21 protein-coding genes and 1 riboswitch are annotated in these 20,209 nt (G+C 62.9%); of the genes, 15 read left to right on the top strand and 6 right to left on the bottom strand.

Features of this window, described 5'->3' with window-relative positions:
- Positions 1–62 precede the first annotated feature (62 nt).
- Positions 63–1,751 (bottom strand): recombinase family protein, encoded by a 1,689-nt coding sequence (locus HD842_RS20670; RefSeq protein ID WP_183556869.1) that lies wholly within the window; start codon positions 1,749–1,751, stop codon positions 63–65.
- Here HD842_RS20670 and HD842_RS20675 point away from each other — a divergent pair.
- The 9 genes from HD842_RS20675 (at position 1,750) to HD842_RS20715 (ending at position 9,194) form a co-directional block, all read left to right on the top strand.
- Positions 1,750–2,826: a hypothetical protein gene (locus HD842_RS20675; RefSeq protein ID WP_183556871.1), complete on the top strand. Its 1,077-nt coding sequence runs from the start codon at positions 1,750–1,752 to the stop codon at positions 2,824–2,826. The two genes, HD842_RS20670 and HD842_RS20675, sit on opposite strands and share 2 nt — an antisense overlap.
- Positions 2,827–2,969: 143 nt before the next feature.
- Positions 2,970–3,263, top strand: a complete 294-nt coding sequence (locus HD842_RS20680) for a hypothetical protein (RefSeq protein WP_183556873.1) — start codon at positions 2,970–2,972, stop codon at positions 3,261–3,263.
- Between the two features lie 56 nt (positions 3,264–3,319).
- Positions 3,320–3,432: riboswitch (TPP riboswitch) on the top strand.
- A 77-nt stretch (positions 3,433–3,509) separates the two neighbouring features.
- On the top strand, positions 3,510–5,435 hold the full coding sequence (thiC, locus tag HD842_RS20685) for a phosphomethylpyrimidine synthase ThiC (RefSeq protein ID WP_229424870.1): 1,926 nt from the start codon (positions 3,510–3,512) through the stop codon (positions 5,433–5,435).
- The gene (thiS, locus tag HD842_RS20690) at positions 5,436–5,639 is read left to right on the top strand and encodes a sulfur carrier protein ThiS (protein WP_183556875.1); all 204 of its coding nucleotides are present in this window, start codon (positions 5,436–5,438) and stop codon (positions 5,637–5,639) included. It abuts the gene before it with no gap.
- 20 nt (positions 5,640–5,659) lie between these two features.
- Positions 5,660–6,493, top strand: a complete 834-nt coding sequence (locus HD842_RS20695; protein ID WP_370660871.1) for a thiazole synthase — start codon at positions 5,660–5,662, stop codon at positions 6,491–6,493.
- Positions 6,490–7,233, top strand: coding sequence for a bifunctional hydroxymethylpyrimidine kinase/phosphomethylpyrimidine kinase (locus tag HD842_RS20700; protein WP_183556877.1), 744 nt, complete (start codon positions 6,490–6,492; stop codon positions 7,231–7,233). Before HD842_RS20695 ends, HD842_RS20700 begins: the two co-directional genes overlap by 4 nt.
- A 10-nt stretch (positions 7,234–7,243) precedes the next feature.
- Positions 7,244–7,858 (top strand): thiamine phosphate synthase, encoded by a 615-nt coding sequence (gene thiE / locus HD842_RS20705; RefSeq protein WP_183556879.1) that lies wholly within the window; start codon positions 7,244–7,246, stop codon positions 7,856–7,858.
- A 38-nt stretch (positions 7,859–7,896) separates the two neighbouring features.
- On the top strand, positions 7,897–8,610 hold the full coding sequence (locus HD842_RS20710) for an ion channel (protein WP_183556881.1): 714 nt from the start codon (positions 7,897–7,899) through the stop codon (positions 8,608–8,610).
- Between the two features lie 59 nt (positions 8,611–8,669).
- Positions 8,670–9,194 (top strand): GNAT family N-acetyltransferase, encoded by a 525-nt coding sequence (locus tag HD842_RS20715; protein WP_183556883.1) that lies wholly within the window; start codon positions 8,670–8,672, stop codon positions 9,192–9,194.
- On the opposite strand, the gene HD842_RS20720 is transcribed toward HD842_RS20715, so the two are convergent.
- Positions 9,189–10,316, bottom strand: coding sequence for a metallophosphoesterase (locus HD842_RS20720; RefSeq protein WP_183556885.1), 1,128 nt, complete (start codon positions 10,314–10,316; stop codon positions 9,189–9,191). The two genes, HD842_RS20715 and HD842_RS20720, sit on opposite strands and share 6 nt — an antisense overlap.
- A 282-nt stretch (positions 10,317–10,598) precedes the next feature.
- On the opposite strand from HD842_RS20720, the gene HD842_RS20725 reads away from it, so the two are divergent.
- From HD842_RS20725 to hpaR, 4 genes are all read left to right on the top strand, one after another.
- Positions 10,599–10,958: a hypothetical protein gene (locus HD842_RS20725; protein WP_229424884.1), complete on the top strand. Its 360-nt coding sequence runs from the start codon at positions 10,599–10,601 to the stop codon at positions 10,956–10,958.
- 75 nt (positions 10,959–11,033) lie between these two features.
- On the top strand, positions 11,034–12,140 hold the full coding sequence (locus tag HD842_RS20730) for an S-(hydroxymethyl)glutathione dehydrogenase/class III alcohol dehydrogenase (protein WP_183556889.1): 1,107 nt from the start codon (positions 11,034–11,036) through the stop codon (positions 12,138–12,140).
- 211 nt (positions 12,141–12,351) lie between these two features.
- Complete coding sequence (locus tag HD842_RS20735; RefSeq protein WP_183556891.1) at positions 12,352–13,197, top strand: hypothetical protein; 846 nt, start codon at positions 12,352–12,354, stop codon at positions 13,195–13,197.
- Positions 13,198–13,511: 314 nt separating this feature from the next.
- The gene (gene hpaR / locus HD842_RS20740; protein WP_183556894.1) at positions 13,512–14,000 is read left to right on the top strand and encodes a homoprotocatechuate degradation operon regulator HpaR; all 489 of its coding nucleotides are present in this window, start codon (positions 13,512–13,514) and stop codon (positions 13,998–14,000) included.
- A 56-nt stretch (positions 14,001–14,056) separates the two neighbouring features.
- Here the strand turns inward: hpaR and HD842_RS20745 are convergent, their stop codons facing one another.
- Positions 14,057–14,602, bottom strand: a complete 546-nt coding sequence (locus HD842_RS20745; protein ID WP_183556896.1) for an SRPBCC family protein — start codon at positions 14,600–14,602, stop codon at positions 14,057–14,059.
- 167 nt (positions 14,603–14,769) lie between these two features.
- On the opposite strand from HD842_RS20745, the gene HD842_RS20750 reads away from it, so the two are divergent.
- Entirely contained in the window at positions 14,770–15,171 is a 402-nt protein-coding gene (locus HD842_RS20750) for a GFA family protein (RefSeq protein ID WP_183556898.1), read from the top strand.
- 79 nt (positions 15,172–15,250) lie between these two features.
- Entirely contained in the window at positions 15,251–17,563 is a 2,313-nt protein-coding gene (locus HD842_RS20755) for a UvrD-helicase domain-containing protein (RefSeq protein ID WP_183556900.1), read from the top strand.
- Between the two features lie 73 nt (positions 17,564–17,636).
- Here the strand turns inward: HD842_RS20755 and HD842_RS20760 are convergent, their stop codons facing one another.
- The 3 genes from HD842_RS20760 to HD842_RS20770 all read right to left on the bottom strand — a co-directional run bounded on the left by HD842_RS20760 (position 17,637) and on the right by HD842_RS20770 (position 20,020).
- On the bottom strand, positions 17,637–18,422 hold the full coding sequence (locus HD842_RS20760) for a BPSS1780 family membrane protein (protein WP_183556903.1): 786 nt from the start codon (positions 18,420–18,422) through the stop codon (positions 17,637–17,639).
- Positions 18,419–19,414: a homoserine kinase gene (locus HD842_RS20765; RefSeq protein ID WP_183556905.1), complete on the bottom strand. Its 996-nt coding sequence runs from the start codon at positions 19,412–19,414 to the stop codon at positions 18,419–18,421. Before HD842_RS20765 ends, HD842_RS20760 begins: the two co-directional genes overlap by 4 nt.
- Before the next feature lie 63 nt (positions 19,415–19,477).
- Positions 19,478–20,020: a hypothetical protein gene (locus HD842_RS20770; RefSeq protein WP_183556907.1), complete on the bottom strand. Its 543-nt coding sequence runs from the start codon at positions 20,018–20,020 to the stop codon at positions 19,478–19,480.
- Between the last annotated feature and the right edge of the window lie 189 nt (positions 20,021–20,209).

Raw genomic sequence — 20,209 nt, forward strand, 5'->3', positions numbered from 1 at the left:
TTTCTTAACTAAGCGGCTGTTGGGGAAGGGGTATGTAATCCGGCGTGGGCTGGTGCTGCCTGTTAATAACCGTCGCGTGTATCATAGCCTTCGTTCTCGTATTCCTCATCGCCCATATCGTTTTCATCGTTGTTGATGAATGGCGTGAATGTACCGTCCTGAATTTGAATGATTGCGCTGTATTCATGGTTGGCGGGCATAGCGCCAATCTTATCTTCCTTGCCCAATACTAGATCAAAAGCAGGCTTCCCATCCTTAACGATATGGAATCTCTGGTGAGAAGTATTAATTCCAATCTGTACTTTTAATCGCTTTAAAATTGAATTTGCTCTTGAGCGTCCAGTAAAGGATTCCAAGTCCAAGCGTGAAAAGAAATCAGCCTTATCCACGATTTGATCCGCAGCAAGGTCAGCAATATAATCCTTCTCTTGCTTTTCCAGAGCCTTTACAACGTCCTCCGCCTCATAGATAAGGGATAAGATAGTCTCAGAGTCCCGCGTGGCGTAGTCGCCTCTGAAACGCTTCAGCTTGGCACGCTCGGCGGCTAACTTCCCTGTCACCACATCTAGCTTTGCATTTATCTCGCTGGCGCTACTTTGCACCAAAGCTAGAATGTTCAGCTTAGCCAATATCTCTTTAAATACCGGCTCCAGCTTATCAAGGCGAATGCTTACGGCTTCGCATTTGCCACGCTTTGCAGAGTAGCAGCGAATCCACCGCTGTTTGTTTCCTTCAATCAGCTTTCCCTTTACCTTCTTCCCTGTGCCATAGCTGTGCAGGCGGCTACCACACAGGGCGCACGTAGCTAAGCCTTGCCATATCTGGAATTCTGGTGGGTGTTTTCGGGCCTTATGATGATTACGGCTTTCCGTTGCCGCTCGCGCCTTTTCAAAGGTGTCTGGATCAATGACTTCAGGATAATAGTTCTTAATCGGCTCTCCTCGGTTTACACGCTTTCCTTCGATTAACGTAGTAGGTTGATGATAGCCCATTACTGAAATACTGGTTATTACCTTGTAGATGCCCGACGATCCCCACCCAAGCTCGGACCGTGGTGCGTTTATACCTTCTTCGTTCAACATACGGGCGATTGTCTCTCTACCATAACCATCGATCGTGTACTGGAATATCTTCTTAACGGCTTTGGCGAAATCATTAGGGGCGAAACCTATAGGCTTCTTCTTTAGATTCCCATCGTTTTCATCATAAACGGGATCAAGCCATGCCGGGCAGACCTTGCTTAGTTTAATCGTGGCGGCATTATTATGCTTATTTTGCCAAGCCTCCAATAGGCGTACCGACTTCCACAACGATTCCTTGTGCGACCTTGACATTTCAAGAATCGATTGGAATAGATCATAATCGTCAGTGGAATCGTGGAGATAGGTCTTGTTGCTTTGCAGAGTATGAATGTTAATGCCTGCATTTAATATGTCTAGGAATCTCGGTAGTGCTGCGCGTACCCTCTCCCGACTGAGCCGATCCAGTGATTCAATGATTAGCGTGGAGCCTACCGGGATCGCTCCCTCTTTCACGAAGTTGTAGAACTTTGAAAGTGACGTTTCGTCGTCGTGCAAGCTTCCGTCGAAAGCCGATACGCCCTCGTCGAAGAACACGTAAGCAGTTTCGCTCACGAGGGTAAGGTTGTTCTCTTTGCAATATCTCTGAGTGGCTTCAAACTGACGGCGGTAGCTGTCGCCCTTGGCTTGCGATGGGTCGGAGAACCGAATATAGGAATAGGCTTTGGTCATGAGTGCAGTCTATCTCAACTTGATGCACTCGTGGCAAAAATCGTATGCCAATCCACCCAAACCCAACCGTCCTGAAGCGCTGTCGTGGATGAACTACCCATGGTACTACCCGAATGGCGGCGCGCCCGGCTTCTGGAGCAGCTTCGACTTCCGTTTCGACGACGAAGAGCTGATCCACCTGCGCCACGGTTTCCGCAACGACGTCATCATGGGCGGCAACAGCTTCACGAGCGGCGCCTCGCTTGGCCGTGACGTGATGGCCGATCCGATCTCGGACGAATCCGGCTTGGTGCTCGATATCTCGACCCACCAGCGCAGCTTCGCGCTGGGCGAGCCGGTGGTGCTCCAGCTCAAGCTGCGCGCCACCGACACGCGCGGGCGCCGCGCCCACACGTGGCTGCATCCGAACTATGGGCTGGTGAAGGTCATCATCGAACAACCTGGCGGCCGGCTCTGCGCCTACGAGCCGATGATCGATCACCTGGTGGGCGAACGCCAGACCATGCTCGGGGTGGACAATCCGGTCCAGGACAGCGCCTATATCGGCTATGGCAAGGATGGTTTCTATTTTGACCAGCCGGGCCAGTACCGGGTGCGGGCCGCGTATGCGGCGCTCGACGGATCGCAAGTGCTGTCCGATATCCTGACGGTGCGCGTGCGCTATCCGGTCAGCACTGACGACAACGTGCTGGCCGACCTGTTCATGGGCGAAGACCAGGGCGCGCTGTTGTACCTGCAAGGGTCGGACAACGACACGCTGCGCTCGGGTAATGCTGCCTTCGACCAGGTCCTCGACCGCTTCGGCACGCATCAGATGGCCGCCTATGTGCGCATGGTCAAGGGCGTCAATGCCGCCCGCGCGTTCAAGACAGTGAACGCGGGCGAGGGCAAGCCGCTGTTTGTGCGCGCAGCGCGTCTCGACGAGAGTGTTGCATTGCTCTCGAGCGCCACCCACGCCAAGGTACTCGATCCGGTGTCCCAGGGCGAGTTGCTCACCTGCCTGGCCACGATCCAGGATGGTACTGCGGCGACTGGTGCGACCGGGCCGGGCACGCGGCCGCACCGCAAGGCATGATCCATGCTGGACCGCAGGGGCTGCGCCGGGCAATCGGGCTGGTCGGGCTGGTCGTGCTGGCGTTACTCTGTTCCGGACAAGCCTGCCGTTCAGGCGGCTTGTCCGGCAAACCTGTTGCAGTCAATGGAAAGGCGAGGCAAGCGATGACGTTACGCGTGAGGTTGGGCGAGGGGTTTCAAGACAATACGGTCAGCGTGCGGGTCGACGGCAAGCAGGTCTATGACCGGCCGAACGTGAGTACCGACCTGACGATTTCGCGTGCGGATTCGTTCGATGTGGCGGTCGACGGCCCCAGCGTGCAGCTCGAGGTGGCGGTGCAGGGCGGGCCGACGGTGCGCCGGGTGGTCGAGCCGGCGCAGACGCCGTTCGTCGAAGTGCGTTTCATCGACGGCGCTTTGCATTTGCTGCCATTGCCGGCCGAGCCGCCGATGTTGTAACCATGAGGCCCATTCAATAGTTGTTCGGCTATAATCCACCCGCTGCCATCACTGGCAGCAAACGCTAGGGGTCCTGCGTGTCGTTGCTTTTACAACGATGCGTGGGTGAGAAATACCCTCCGAACCTGATCTGGATAATGCCAGCGAAGGGAAGCAGCCGATTCGCCGCAAGCGTGCGCACATTGCGCCCGACCTTGCCGCACCCGGTAACTCCTTTGCTGGCTCTCATGCACGCAAGGGAGCCACATGAACGCACCGCCGAAGTCTTCGCAACTGTTCGATGCCGCCACCGCCACGGTGGACCAGGCAGCCATCGCATCGCTACCCAATTCCCGCAAGGTCTACATCGAAGGCAGCCGGCCCGATATCCGCGTGCCGATGCGCGCGATCAGCCAGTCGGCCACGTCCGACAGCTTTGGCGGCGAACCCAATCCGCCGCTGTTCGTCTACGACACGTCGGGGCCGTACACCGAACCGGCTACCGCGATCGATATCCGCAGCGGCCTCGCGCCGATGCGCCAACCATGGATCGACGCGCGCGGCGACACCGAGCAACTGGCCGGGCCATCGTCCCAGTATGGCCAGCAGCGGCTGAACGATCCGGCCTTGAGCGCGCTGCGCTTCGATCTGCAGCGCGCGCCCCGTCGCGCCAGGAGCGGTGCCAACGTCACGCAGATGCACTACGCGCGCCAGGGCATCATCACGCCCGAAATGGAATTCATCGCGCTGCGCGAAAACATGCAGCGCAAGGAATACATCGCGTCGCTGCATGCGTCCGGCCCGATGGGCAAGCGGGTCGCCGACCTGATGGGGCGCCAGCATCCGGGCCAGTCGTTCGGCGCCAGCATCCCGGCCGAGATCACGCCCGAATTCGTGCGCTCCGAGGTCGCGCGCGGCCGCGCCGTCATCCCCCTCAATATCAACCACCCTGAAATCGAGCCGATGATCATCGGCCGCAATTTCCTGGTCAAGGTCAATGCCAATATCGGCAATTCGGCCGTGACTTCGTCGATTGGCGAAGAAGTCGAAAAGATGACCTGGGCGATCCGCTGGGGCGCCGACACGGTGATGGACCTGTCCACCGGCAAGCATATCCACGAAACGCGCGAATGGATCCTGCGTAACAGCCCGGTCCCGATCGGCACGGTGCCGATCTACCAGGCGCTGGAAAAGGTCAATGGCAAGGCGGAGGACCTGACCTGGGAGATCTTCCGCGACACGCTGATCGAACAGGCCGAGCAGGGCGTCGACTACTTCACGATCCACGCCGGCGTGTTGCTGCGCTACGTGCCGATGACGGCGAATCGCCTGACGGGCATCGTCTCGCGCGGCGGCTCGATCATGGCCAAGTGGTGCCTGGCGCACCACCGCGAATCGTTCCTGTACACCCATTTCGAAGACATCTGCGCCATCATGAAGGCGTACGACGTGACCTTCAGCCTGGGCGATGGCCTGCGCCCCGGCTCGATCTACGACGCCAACGACGAAGCGCAACTGGCCGAACTGAAAACGCTGGGCGAACTCACGCAGATCGCGTGGAAGCACGACGTGCAGACGATCATCGAGGGCCCCGGCCACGTGCCGCTGCACCTGATCAAAGAGAATATGGACCTGCAGCTCGAGCAGTGCCATGAAGCGCCGTTCTACACCCTCGGGCCGCTCACGACCGATATCGCGCCCGGCTACGACCACATCACGTCCGGCATCGGCGCGGCCACGATCGGCTGGTACGGCACGGCGATGCTGTGCTACGTGACGCCCAAGGAGCACCTGGGCCTGCCCGACAAGCAGGACGTCAAGGACGGCATCATCACGTACAAGATCGCCGCCCACGCGGCCGACCTGGCCAAGGGCCATCCGGGCGCGCAATTGCGCGACAACGCGCTGTCGAAGGCGCGTTTCGAATTCCGCTGGGACGACCAGTTCAACCTGGGCCTGGATCCCGACAAGGCGCGCGAATTCCACGACGAGACACTGCCCAAGGATTCGGCCAAGGTAGCCCATTTCTGCTCGATGTGCGGCCCGCATTTCTGCTCGATGAAGATCACGCAGGAAGTACGTGCCTACGCCGCCGCCAAGGGCGTGCAGGGTGAAACAGCCTTGCAGCAGGGGATGCAGGAAAAAGCGATCGAGTTCGTGCGCGATGGCGCCCGGCTGTACCGGGAGGTCTGAATGACATCCATCGAAGTCAACGGCGCGCCGTGCGGCGTGCCGCCGGGCCAGACGCTCGCCGGGCTGCTCGAACAGCTGGACCTGAGCGGGCAGGGGATGGCGCTGGCCGTCAATCGCGAGGTGGTGCCACGCCAGCAGTGGCCGACGCGCCGCCTGCAGGCGCAGGACCGGGTCGATATCGTGCGCGCCATCGGTGGCGGCTAAAGGAGAACAGGATGAATGTCATGAACGAAAACATGAAACCAGACGGGCAACCGGATGTACTCACCATCGCCGGGCGCGCCTATCACTCGCGCCTGCTGGTGGGTAGCGGCAAATACCGCGACCTGGCGCAAACGCGCGAGGCCACGCTGGCGGCCGGCGCCGAGATCATCACGGTGGCGATCCGCCGCGTCAACATTGGCCAGGACCCGAACGCGCCCAGCCTGCTCGACGTGCTGCCGCCGTCGGAGTTCACCATCCTGCCCAACACGGCCGGCTGCTTCAATGCCAAGGACGCGGTCTACACGCTGCAGATGGCGCGCGAGCTGCTGGGCGGGCGCAACCTCGTCAAGCTCGAAGTGCTGGGCGACGCCACGACGCTGTTCCCGCACATGCCCGAAACGCTCAAGGCCGCCGAAACGCTGGTGCGCGACGGCTTCGACGTGATGGTCTATTGCAGCGACGATCCGATCCAGGCCCGCATCCTGCAGGAGATCGGCTGCGTGGCCGTGATGCCGCTGGCGTCGCTGATCGGCTCGGGGATGGGCATTCTCAATCCGTGGAACCTGTCGCTGATCATCGAGCAGGCCACGGTGCCGGTGCTGGTCGATGCCGGTGTGGGCACGGCGTCGGATGCCGCGATCGCGATGGAACTCGGCTGCGACGGCGTGCTGATGAACACCGCGATTGCCGGCGCGCGCGACCCGGTGCGCATGGCGCGCGCGATGAAGCATGCTGTGCTGGCCGGGCGCGACGCCTACCTGGCGGGGCGCATGCCGAAGCGTTTCGCAGCCTCGCCGTCGTCGCCGGTCGATGGCAAGATCACGGGCGACGTCAGTGGTAACGTCACCGCATGACACCGTGCGTGCTGGTCTTCGCCGGGCTCGATCCCGGCGGCGGCGCGGGCCTGGCGGCCGACATCCTGGCCATTGCCGCGCAGGGCGCCCACGCGCTGCCGGTGGCCACGGCGCTGACCTGCCAGGACAACAACCGCGTGTTCGAAGCGCACCCGGTCGACGCCGGCCTGGTCGCGCGCCAGGCCGCGCCGCTGGTCGCGGCCTTCGACATTCGCGCCGTCAAGCTGGGCATCCCCGGCAACGCGGCCAATGCAGCGGCAATCGCGGCCATCATCCGCGACCTGCGCGCACGGCAGCCGGCGTTGCCGGTGGTGCTCGACCCGGTGCTGGCCAGCGGCCATGGCGATGCGCTGGGACCGGGCAGCGCCATGGCCGCCTTGTCCGATTTGCTGACGCTGGCGACGATCGTGCTGCCCAATCTGCCAGAGCGCGCTGCGCTGGATATGCCAGGCACTAGGCAAATGCTCGTCACGGGCGGCCATGCGCCGGGCGACACGGTGATCAACCGCTGGCTGCAGGACGGTCAAGCGTTGCGCGAGTGGCGCTGGCCGCGCCTGCCCGACACCTACCACGGCAGCGGCTGCACGCTGGCCGCAGCGCTGGCGGCGCGCCTGGCGCTGGGCGAGTCAATGGCCATCGCCCTCGGGCACGCGCAGGCTTACACGCACGCCACGCTGGCGCAATCGTTCGCAGTCGCGCCGGGTCAGCGCATTCCGCGCCGCCTGCCTCAACCACATTGAAGGAGCCACCATGCAAGGCCTGTATCTCGTCACACCGAACTGGAACGACACCGACCGGCTGCTGGCCGCCACCGACGCCGCACTGCGCGCCGGCGCCGCGCTGCTGCAGTACCGGCACAAGGAGGCAGACGCGCGCCTGCGCCTCGAACAGGCGACGGCGCTGCTGGCGTTGTGCCGCCGCCACGGCTGCCCGCTCGTCATCAACGACCATCTCGACCTGTGCCAGGCGATCGACGCCGATGGCGTTCACCTGGGGCATACGGATGGGGCGATCGCCGTTGCCCGCGCGCTGCTGGGTCCGGCCAAAATCGTCGGCGCCTCGTGCTACGGCGAGCTGGCGCTGGCGCGCGCTGCGCGCGATGCCGGCGCCAGCTATCTTGCCTTTGGCGGCTTCTATCCGTCTCCGGTCAAGAAGTACACATTCGTGACGCCGCCGGCACTGCTCGAACAGGCACGTGCCGAGTTCACGCTGCCCCTCGTCGTCATTGGCGGCATGACGCCGGGCAACGCCGCGCCGCTGGTCGCGCGGGGCGCCGACATGGTCGCGGCAATCACGAGCGTGTACGGGGCGGCCGACCCGCACACGGCCGCGCACGCATTCGGGAGCCTGTTTTCGGCCGGCTGAACCTACAATGGCAGTACTTACGACTTTGTCCTGCCGCCATGATCGCTCCACGCCTGTTCATCCACACCCGCCGCCATCCGTCCGCCATCCTGCTGCTGGTGCAGCTGCTCGGCATGCTGTCCTATCCGTTCATCGAAGGCACCCGAGCCGGCCAGGTGGCGTTCAACTGCTTCGGCATCGTGGTGCTGGCATTTGCCATCCGCATGGTGCGGCGCACGCCCGGCGAAGTGCGCGTGAGCTGGGCGCTGGCGGTGCCGATCATCGCGCTGCTGCTGGCGCAGATCCTGCTCGGCTATAACCACCTGCTGGCCTGGTCGTCCGGGCTGGAAGCGCTGTTCTACTTCTATGCGGCCGGCAGCCTGATCGCCTACATGATGGAAGACGAACGGGCCACGACCGACGAGCTGTTCGCGGCCGGCGCCACCTTCACGCTGCTGGCCTGGGCCTTCACGCACATGTACATCCTGCTCCAGGAAGTCCAGCCCGGCACCTTTGCCGCCGCCGTCAACGCGGGCGCGCCGCGTACCTGGACCGAGCTCAATTACCTGAGCTTCGCGCTGCTCTCGAGCACGGGCATTGGCGACGTGATTCCGCTGACGCCACCGGCGCGGGCGCTGGCCAGCGTCGAGATGCTGGTCGGTTTGATGTACCTGGCAGTGGTCGTGGCACGGTTGATTGCCTTCACGACCCGCAACCGGATCGAGGTCGGCCGCGCACGCAAGCGCAAGCTGGAAGAGTGGGAACAGGATTGAGCCACAACGCTAGAATTGCTTGCTAGAATCGTCCTCCGACAACCAACAGGAGCACGTGCATGGCGTACCAACTGGCTACTTTCACGATTCGCAGTTTCACGCCGGATGAATGGCCAGCCTATCGCGCGCTCCGCCTGTGCGCGCTGGAAGACGCGCCCGACGCCTTCGGCAGTACGCTGGCCGCCGAATCCACGCGGCCGCCCGAAGAATGGGCGGCGCGCATGGCCCGCGCGGCCACGTCCGGCATCGACCATCCACTCGTGGCCCATGTCGCTGGCCAACCGGTCGGGCTGGCCTGGGCGAAGGTCGACGCGGACGACCCGGCCCTCGTGAACCTGTTCCAGATGTGGGTGGCGCCCGAAGCGCGCGGGCAGGGCGTGGCCGCGGCCTTGCTGGCCGAAGCGGTGCGCTGGGCGCGGGCGCGCGGCGCCACTGCCATGCAGCTTGGTGTCAATTGCGCCAACGATGGGGCAGTGCGCCTCTACACGCGCGCCGGCTTCGTCGCCACGGGGTGGCAAGAGCCGATGCGGCCCGGGTCGGATCAGGTCGAGCAGCGCATGCGGCTGGTCATCGCAGGATCATGAACGCGCCGTCTGGCGCCGCAGCGTGATCCGGGTCAGCTCGGACGGCACGCCCAGGCGCAGCGCGAAGCCCGGCCACAATGCGGTGCCGTTGTTCAGGTACAGCGTCATCCCGTCGACATCGTAGCGGCCCGACACGAAACCGTTGTTGGCACGCGCCACCACCCGGTCGAGCCCGACAATCATCCCGCCATGGGTGTGGCCGGACAGTTGCAGCGCGACGCCGCGGCTGGCGGCGTGGCGGGCATTGCGCGGCTGGTGGTCGAGCAGGATCACCGGTGCGCCGGCCGGCGCACCGCGCAAGGCGGCATCGACATCGGGCGGCGCGGCGCCGGTCTGTGGGGCGGTCACGTCGTTGACACCGGCCAGTACCAGCTGCCCGGCGCCGCGCTTGAGAACGGTATGGCTGTTGTCCAGCGGCGTCATGTTCAGCCCCGCGAAATACGCCATCCACGCCTTGTGGCCGAAGAAGTACTCGTGGTTACCGGGAATGACCCAGACGCCGTCGGGTGCGCGCAGGTCGCGCAGCGGCGCCACGTCGCGTTCGCGGTGCGCGATATTGCCGTCGATAAGGTCGCCGGTAATGACGATCAGGTCGGCGTCCAGCGCATTGGCGTCGGCGACGACCTTGCGCGTCCAGGGCGCGTCGAACAGGCGGCTGATATGCAGGTCGGTCAGGTGCACGACCTGATAGCCGTCGAATTCGTGCGGCAGGTTCTTCACCTCGATCAGCACGTCTTCGAGTGACGGCGACTTGATCGCCTGGTTCACGCCCAGGGCTGCCAGCAGCGCAGCCGCAATGGCGATGCCGTAGCGCAGGCGCGGCGCAATGGCCACGCGCCGGCGCCGGATCGCCATCACGATCAGGGCGCCGGTATCGACCAGCAGCTGGAACACGGCCAGCAGCAGGATCGCGCCGAAGCCCCAGTTGAACAGGATCACCAGCCCTTTCGGGAATTCGGGCGAGAACACGCTGCCCGAGGACAGGCGCGACCACAGGTGGTATTGCGAAATCAGCACCAGCACGACGGCGCTGGCCACTTTGGATTTCGTGGACAACGGCAGTGGCCAGAGCCAGCGCACCAGGACCAGCAGGCAGGGAAGGCTGAACATCAGATGAAACATCAGGTGCGCTCCGTTCGTGCCGGGAAGCGGCCTGCAGTTGTCGGGGTGGTGAGTGGGCGCGTCATGACGCCCACGGAATGAGTCGAGTAAATATGCATCGTGCGGTCTGCCTGAATAATTCAACCGGTAAGCATAGCCCAGATTGGCATCAAGCATAGGCGGCCTCGCCAGCATGAACCGGGCGCGGTATAGTCTTCGATGAAACGCCAGTGCCGGCACGGTGGCTGGCACGGACCCGATCATGATTGGATGGCCATGCAGAAAATAGAGTTCGCCATGTTGATGCGCCTTGCCCAGGCGTCGGCGGCAGTCACGATCCCATGCACCTGTATCGAGGCTCCCCTGAACGCCTGGATGGCGCAGCCGTTGACGCTGGAACTCGACCGCTTCGAAGACATCGGCACCTTGCTCGATGATCCGTATGACGAGCCCACGTTCACCGAATACCATCCGGCTGGAACGCGCTACGAGAGTGTGGACGCCCCCATCGCGCCGCATTTCTATCCGTATAACCGCTGCACGGTGGCGCGCTGCATGACGTGTAGCCGGGTTTACCTGCGCTACAACGAGGCCGGCGGCTACTTTACCGAGTGGCGTATCCGCGCGCTGCAACCCGCCTTGCTGGTGGACGCGCGGCCTTGATGCCGCAAGCTTGTTATCATGACGTTTTGCAGCGCGCCTGCGCGCGCCGGTCCATTCAAGCAACGGGAAAACGACATGAAAACCAAGGCAGCAATCGCGTGGAAGGCGGGTCAGCCGCTGACGATCGAAGAAGTGGAACTCGAAGGCCCGAAGGCCGGTGAAGTACTGGTCGAGATCAAGGCCACCGGCATTTGCCACACCGACTACTACACGCTGTCGGGCGCCGACCCGGAAGGCATCTTCCCGTCGATCCTGGGCCATGAAGGCGCCGGCGTGGTGGTCGATGTCGGCCCGGGCGTGACCAGCCTGCGTAAAGACGATCACGTGATCCCGCTGTACACGCCGGAATGCCGCCAGTGCAAATTCTGCCTGTCGCAAAAGACCAATCTGTGCCAGGCAATCCGCTCGACGCAGGGCCGCGGCCTGATGCCGGATGCAACGTCGCGCTTTTCGATCGACGGCCAGCCGATCTATCACTACATGGGCACGTCGACCTTCTCGAACTACATCGTGGTGCCCGAGATCGCCCTGGCGAAGGTGCGCAACGACGCGCCATTCGACAAGATCTGCTATATCGGTTGTGGCGTGACCACCGGCATCGGCGCAGTGATCTTCACCGCCAAGGTCGAGGCGGGCGCGAATGTGGTCGTGTTCGGCCTGGGCGGCATCGGCCTGAACGTGATCCAGGCAGCCCGGATGGTGGGCGCCGATAAGATCATCGGTGTCGACCTGAACCCGGAACGCGAAGCGATGGCGCGCAAATTCGGCATGACCCATTTCATCAATCCGACCCAGGTCGAGAACGTGGTCGACGCCATTGTTCAATTGACCGATGGCGGCGCCGACTACAGCTTCGAGTGCATCGGCAACGTGAACACGATGCGCCAGGCGCTCGAGTGCTGCCACAAGGGCTGGGGCAAGTCGATCATCATCGGCGTGGCCGCTGCCGGCCAGGAAATTGCCACACGTCCGTTCCAGCTGGTGACCGGCCGCGAATGGAAGGGCTCGGCCTTCGGCGGCGCGCGCGGGCGCACCGACGTGCCGAAGATCGTCGACTGGTATATGGAAAACAAGATCAATATCGATGACCTGATCACCCATCACCTGCCGCTCGACCGCATCAACGAAGGCTTCGACCTGATGAAGTCGGGCGAGTCGATCCGCTCGGTGGTCGTGTATTAATTCAAGGCAGGCCTTGCGGCTTGCGTTGTATGCATGAATTGAACGCGGCCTTCGGGCCGCGTTGTCGTTCTGAGTCTCGATTGACGGCCTGCGCCGCGATTTCGACGGCCTGTCGCAGTGTGCTGGTTCATGGCGGGAGCGGCGGCTAGAGTGATGTCATCGCCGGCTGCGTCCGGCCCGTTGCCATTGTCCCTGGCCCAAGGAGAACATCATGCCGCATCCTGCACCGCTCACACGCCGACTGGCGCTTCCTTTCATTGGCCTGGCGCTGTGCGCCGCGTCGCTTGCATTGACCGTGCCCATCCAGGCTGGCGCGCAGGAGGCCAAACGCGCAGTGCGTGTGACGCAAGGCGAGCCGTACGCGCTGGTGCGCGGCAAGGAAGGCAGCTTCAATATCAGTGGCAGCAGCGACGACTGGCCAGCGGTGAAAGCGGCCCAGCGCGCCATTCCCGGCGAGTTCATCTGGTTCCGTGAAGCCGGGCGCGATTACGTGATCCAGGATGCCGCGGTGATGGCCAAAGTGCGTACCGCCTGGGCGCCGCTGGACCGGCTGAGTGCCCGCATGGACGTGCACAGTAAGGAGATGGATGTCCACAGCAAGAAAATGGACGCCCTGGGACGCGAGATGGACCGGGTTGCCGTCAGCAAGGACAACCTGCCCAGCGAGCGCGACATGCGTGAAATCGATGGCGGCATGCAGGCCCTGAGCCAGCACATGGAACGCCTGAGCAGCCAGATGGAAACGGCACGTGACCAGGCCGAGCGCGAGCGCCTGAGCCGCGAGATGGCAGCGACCGGTGCGCGCATGAATGCTGCGGGCCGGCAGATTGGCCAGGCCTACGACTCGCCGCAGATACGCAAGTCACACGCCTCGATGGAGGCAATTGGCCGCCAGATGGAAGAGGCCGGCAAACCGATGCATGTGCTGGGCGAACAGATGGGCATGCTGGGCAAGGAGATGGAGCGCGAAAGCAAAGTCGCCGATAAAACAGTGCGCGCGTTGATCCGCGATGCGCGGGCGAAGGGCCTGGCGCGACCGGCGCCGGTTGCGGGTTGATGATGGCGCCAGGTAGGGTGGGCGGGTATCCCGCCCACGCGTCCAAACACCCTCGCTCCGTGGTATGCGAGATCGGGTTGAACGCGTGGGCGACAGAGCCGCCCACCCTACAGCATCAGGCCATCGAACCGCCGTTTCGTGCGTCGGAACGCCTGCGGTAATATCTGTTCACAAAAAATTCGCATGGAATCGGCTGCGTGAAGCGAAATCCACGGGGCTGGCAAGTATATTAGTCAGCCAGGCACGACTGCGGCGCTCGTTGCGCAGCGGTCGATGCAGAACCAGAGACAGAATTACCTATCACGGAGCATTCCTTGGCACGCCGGATCACCCACCGCAATCTTCCCCAGCTTTTTCTGAAGGCGCGAGAGTCGTTGTTGCTGCACTTCCGTCCCATCCTCAACCACTTCGGTGTGACCGAACAGCAATGGCGTATCCTGCGCGTGCTGGACGAGCATGAGCAACTGGAGCCACGGGAGATGTGCGAACTATGCCAGATCCTGAGCCCGAGCATGACGGGCGTGCTGTCGCGGATGGAAGAGCTGGGGCTGATCGAGCGCCAGCGTGTGGCGGCTGACCAGCGCCGCATCTGGGTGCGCCTCGCGCCCAAGGGCGACCGCCTGATCGACGATATCGCGCCGCTCATCGAGCGCCAGTACAAACTGATCGAAGCGGCCTACGGTGCGCAGGTCGTGGCCGATCTGTCGCTGGCGCTCGAAGGTTTTATTGCCGCGCAGACGACGCCGGTCGAGCGCGTCGCACTGCCGGCGTCGATCAAGCCGGTCAACAGCCGCCGGCCGTAGCCGGCGTGCCTGTGCCAGCGTGGATCGAACAATGCTGCTCGACCCACGCTGCTCGATCAATGCTGATCGACCTTGCCGCGCCAGGCGCCGGTTTCACTGCCACGCTGCTCGAGCAGTTCCTTGAGGTTAGCCAGGTTGGCGCGCGTTTCCATGCGCACGGCGCCCAGGGCGTCGCCCAGGGTTTCCAGCGCGCCTTCGGGCTCGTAATCCATTTGCAGCGCGATGCGCGTGACCGTGTCCGAGATCTTGTGGAAGGTGACGACGCCGCCGTTCTTGACGCCAGTGACGCTGCGCCACGCGATGCGGTTGTCCGGGATTTGCTCGGTGATCTCGGCATCCCACTCTTTTTCTTCGCCGGCGACGTTGGCACGCCAGTGCAGGTGCGTGTCGTCGAGCTGGCGGATTTCCTTCACGCTCTTCATGAATTGCGGGAAGTCTTCGAACTGCGTGAACTGGTTATAGGCGGTGCTCACCGGCACATTGATCTCGATGGTTTCGACGATTCCCGAGCTGGCGCCAAAGCCATTGTTTCCCTTGAATTTTTTCGACAGTATGACACCGCCGACGGCCAGTGCGGCCATGGTCACTACGCGTCCTAGCATGATCATTCTCCTTGTTAAGGTTTTCACGAGCTTGTCGCAAAGCTGGTGTTAACATAAGCGAAACACTCGTCACACGGCGCGCGCTTGCGAAGTTTGAACTCAGACGATTGAGCGCAGTTGATGAGATTTCCTCGACGAAATGTACGAAGATAACGACAGGAGACGAGATGACGTTCATTGGCGGATGTTCCTGCGGCGCAGTCCGATTCGAAACCGATGGCGAGCCGTTCAATAGCACGTTGTGCCACTGCGCCGATTGCCGCAAGGCGTCGGGTGCGCCGGCGTTTGCATGGTTCAGTGTCGCCAGCAATTCGCTGCGCTGGATTGCCGGCCAGCTGGCGGTACGCCGGTCGAGCAGCCAGGCCGTGCGCGGCTTCTGCGCGGCGTGCGGCACGACACTGACCTACCAGGACGACAAGTGGCCCGACGAGATCGATATCGCCACTGCCAGCCTGGATGACCCGAACCAGGTGCCGCCAGCCGATCACGTCTTTGTACGCAGCCGCCTGGGCTGGCTCAAGCTCGATGACGGCCTGCCGCAATTCCAGACAACCCGCACGAACGGTTAGTCAGTAACTCGCACATTCGTCACGCGTACGCCACGAAACTGGATGGGCATACAGTATATGGCGGCGGTATAATGGCCGGATGCTGAAACTCGATACCCTGAATCCTGAACAATTTGCCGCCGTCACCTTGCCGGCGCAAAGCGCCCTGATCCTCGCCGGCGCCGGCTCGGGCAAGACGCGCGTTCTGACCACGCGCATTGCCTGGCTGATCCAGACCAATCAGGTCTCGCCCGCCGGCATCATGGCGGTGACGTTCACGAACAAGGCCGCGAAAGAAATGCTCACGCGCCTGTCGTCGATGCTGCCGATCAACACGCGGGGCATGTGGATCGGCACGTTCCACGGCCTGTGCAACCGGCTGCTGCGCACGCACTACCGCGACGCCGCGCTGCCGCAGACGTTCCAGATTCTCGATTCGCAAGACCAGCTCTCGCTGATCAAGCGCATGCTCAAGGCGCACAACGTCGACGATGAAAAGTACCCGGCCAAGGCGCTGATGTACTTCATCAACAACGCGAAAGACCAGGGCTTGCGCGCGTCGCAGGTCGAGGCCTACGACCCGATCGAGCGCCGCATGGTCGAGCTGTATGAACTGTACGACCAGCAATGCCAGCGCGAAGGCGTCGTCGATTTCGCCGAACTGCTGCTGCGCTCCTACGAACTGCTGTCACGCAACACGCCGCTGCGCCACCACTACCAGATGCGCTTCCGCCACATCCTGGTCGACGAGTTCCAGGATACCAACGACCTCCAATACAATCTGCTCAAGCTGCTGGCGGGGCAGGGCGAATCGGGCGGCGGCGCCATCTTTGCCGTCGGCGACGATGACCAGAGCATCTATGCCTTCCGCGGCGCCAACGTGGGCAATATGTCGGCGTTCGAACGCGACTACCAGGTCAAGAACCTGATCAAGCTCGAGCAGAATTACCGCTCGCATGGCCACATCCTCGACAGCGCCAACTTCTTGATCGCCAACAACGCCAAGCGTCTGGGCAAGAACCTGCGCACGGATGCCGGCCAGGGCGAGCAGGTGCGCGTCTACGAAGCCTCATCGGACCTCGAAGAAGCGCAGTGGATCATCGAAGAATCCAAGAGCCTCATGAACGAGGGCATGGGCCGCAACGAGATCGCGATCCTGTACCGCAGCAACGCGCAGAGCCGCGTGATCGAGCATGCGCTGTTCGCGGCCGGCATTCCGTACACCGTGTATGGCGGCCTGCGCTACTTCCAGCGCGCCGAGGTCAAGCACGCGATCGCCTATCTGCAGCTGATGGACAATCCGCACAACGATTCGGCCTTCATGCGCGTGGTGAACTTCCCCACGCGCGGCATCGGTGCGCGTTCGATCGAGCAGTTGCAGATGGCGGCCGACAGTTACGGCATTTCGCTGTATGCGGCCGTGCCGTACATGACGGGCAAGGCCGGCACCGTGCTGGGCAATTTCGTCAAGCTGATCGAAGGCGCGCGCTTCGAGACCCAGCAATTGCCGCTGCCCGAACTGGTGCGCGTGGTGCTCGAGCGCAGTACGCTGCTGACGCACTACGGCAACGAAAAAGAAGGCGCCGACCGCATCGAAAACCTGGAGCAAATGGTCAGCGCCGCGACCCAGTTCGTACAAGAAGAGGGCTTCGGCACCCAGGCGCCGGCCCACCTTGGCCCGCCGGCGCAGGCGCAGGCCGGCGAATCGGTCGTGTTCCAGGATGGCATCGAAATCCTCGATGGCGGCGCGCCGCTGCCCACCGTGATGTCGCCGCTGTCGGCCTTCCTGTCGCACGCGTCGCTCGAAGCGGGCGATGCCCAGGCGCAGGCCGGGCAAGAGGCGCTGCAACTCATGACAGTGCACTCGGCCAAGGGCCTCGAATTTGACGCCGTGTTCATCACGGGCCTCGAAGAAGGCCTGTTCCCGCACGAGAGCAGCGCGCGCGAAGCCGACGGTGTCGACGAAGAACGGCGCCTGATGTACGTGGCGATCACGCGCGCGCGCCGCCGTCTGTACATGAGCTTTACGCAGCAGCGCATGCTGCACGGCCAGACCCGCTTCAACATGAAATCGCGCTTCTTCGACGAACTGCCCGATGAATCGATCAAGTGGCTGTCGCCACGCGTGCAGGGCAACTGGTTTGGCGGGCGCAAGTCGACGACGGCATGGGACGACGCCAAGTTCCGCGAAGGCGGCAGCGACAACAAGATCGCGCAGCAGATCACGCAAAAGGCCGGCAACGGCACCGGTTGGCGCGTGGGCGAGAGCGTGGTCCACGCCAAATTTGGCGAAGGCGTGATCGTCAATATCGAGGGCGGCGCCGGCGCGGCGCGGGCCCAGATCAACTTTGGTTCGGCGGGGGTGAAGGTGCTGGATCTGTCGATCGCGAAGCTGGAGCGGGTGGGCCGCTAAGGGAAAAGCAAACAATGGCGGCATGGCCGCCATTGTTTGCTGATTGCTGCTGATTGCTGCTGATTGTTGCTGATTACCGCTGCTTGTCGAGGCTGACCTTGCTGCCTGGCTCTGCTGGTGGCTTGCCGAAGATCTCGCGGTAACCCACATACAGCGCGCACTGCAGCAGCAGGATGAACAAAAAGATCACCCACATGATCACGACGCGGGCGATGCTGCTACCGCCCAGGATGACGGCGATCACCATGCACACGGTAAAGAAGATGCCGAACCACGCCAGCAGCATCACGATGAAGATGCCGGCGCTGCGCTTGACGGCAAAAAAGCTGTAGAACACGGCCTTGAACGGCGGCATTTTCTGCCAGTAGGTCAGCGGCGCGGCAAAGCACAGCGAAATCAGCGCCACCGCGTCGAGCGCGAAAATCAGGAACATCGCCAGCACGTCCTGGCCTGCCAGCACGGCCGGGGTGCCACTGGTGCTCTGGGCCTGTACCTGTTCCCAGAAGTCAGGCTGCACGGCAAAGCGCGTGATCAGTGTCAGGATCAGCGACACGCCCAGGTAGACGATGCCGACCTTGCACAGCTCACGCAGCACCGGCTTGCGAAAACCCGTCAGCGCCACGGCCGGCGTGACGCGCTGGCCGTTTTCGATCATCGAGCACGCCATCATGAACGCCATCGAGAACGAGGGAATCAGCACCACCGCCACCATCGCGCCCAGCAGCGGCACGGCGCTGATCAGGATGCTGACCAGAATATTGGCGAACAGCAGCGTGGTCAGCGCGGCCGGTTGTTGACGAAACAGCAGGGCGCCATTTTTGAGCCAGGTCCAGCCGGTAGATGCAGGTAGTTTGTTCATGTAATGACAGTGGTGGGCAAGCCCGGCGCGGGGTGCGCAATGCGCTCGCGCAGAATACGTTCGAAATGGGTGGGGTCGTGCGGCGTCAACAGTTCGGCCGCGCGGGGAAGGTGCAGATCATACAGGCGTGACAGCCAGAAGCGTAGTGCGCCCGCGCGCAATAGTGGTTGCCAGGCGTCGCGCTCGTCGTCGGTGAACGGGCGCACCGCGTGGTAAGCGTCGAGCAGGGCGCGCACGCGTGCTTCGTCCAGCTCGCCCGTGGCGAGGTCGACGCACCAGTCGTTGACGGTAACGGCCACGTCGTACAGCCAGGTGTCGATGCCGGCAAAGTAAAAGTCGAAGCAACCGCTCAGGCGCTCGCCCTCGAACATCACGTTATTGCGAAACAGGTCGGCGTGCACCGGGCCGCGGGTCAGGTTGGCATAGGTAGCGCTTGCGGCGAATGTGGCCTGGAACGCGACTTCGTCCCGCAGCAGCGTGGCTTCGGCTTCGCTCAGGAGCGGCGCCACCTCGGGTGCGGTCGCTGTCCACCAGTCGATACCGCGCAGGTTCGGCTGCTGCAATGCAAAGTCCTGCGCCGCCAGATGCATCCGCGCCAGCATGCGGCCCACTTCGGCGCAATGCACGGGCTGGGGAGCGAGTTGCGAGCTGCCATTCAGGCGGCTGACGATGATCGCCGGCTTGCCGTGCAGGCTCACGATCAGCTCGCCATCGTTGTTGGGCACCGGCGCCGGCACGGGAATGCCGCGCCCGGCCAGGTGGCGCATCAGGTTGACATAGAAGGGGAGCTGATCGAAGCGCAGGTTCTCGAAAATCGTCAGCACGTAGTGACCGGACTGCGGACCGGACTGCGTACCGTGCTGAGTATTCAGGAAGAAATTGCTGTTGTCGATGCCGGAGGAAATGCCTTCGAGCCCGACGGCCTGGCCGAGGGGGAACTGCTTGATCCACTGGTGAAGGTCATCCAGTGAGACCGCGGTAAAAACTGCCATGAGCTAGCAAGAAAGAGAAGTGGACGATGGCCGGAGACTGCCGCGCGAACGCGGCAGGCGGGATCATTGTTTGGTGGTCGGCTCGAGCGCAGGTGGCGGCGGCACATCGGCGCGCGCCGGGATCGTCCCGGCTGCACCGGCACGGGCTGGCGCCGCGGCAGCTGGCTGCTCGTCGGTGTTCTGCTTCTTGGGATTGCCAAAATCAAATTCCATCACTTGCCATTGTGGGGCGCGGATGCTGCTGCCCGAGATATCGCCTGGTTGGGCATTTCCCGGTGCAACGTTGGGCTTCATGGTGTAGCGGCTTGGGCCGGCTTGCACTTCGACTTCGTTGATCTTGCCATCATTGCCGCGTTTCTCGGTAATGACTGTGCCTTTGCGCGGCGGAATCGTCGTGGCCGGCACGTCGCTGCCCGGCTCGATGCGTTCGAGCTGCGGCGGCGCGTCGCTAGGCCGCTGCTGCTGCGCTGGCTGGGCTGGCGTCGTGGCGCGTGGCGCCGGCTGGGTCTGCGTTTGCGGTGGAGTCGTCGGCTGCGCCGAGGCCAGGCCCGCGTGGGCGAACAGGCACAGCGTCAGGAAGGCAAAGCGGGGTGTCGAGCGCAGCATGATGGTCACCTAATGTCGTTTAGTCCATTGTAGCAAACAGTACCGCCTCCCTGTGAAACGTGTGCCACATCCCATCATTGCTGCGAGGCATTGAGACGCTGGAGCGGGCGCTGCTCATCATGCGGATTCTGCGATAATGGTGACGACCCTGGCGCCACCCTGACGCCGCATGCTTACCTGATTTTCGCC

Source organism: Massilia aurea (genome assembly GCF_014200505.1).
Classification (GTDB): domain Bacteria; phylum Pseudomonadota; class Gammaproteobacteria; order Burkholderiales; family Burkholderiaceae_D; genus Telluria; species Telluria aurea_B.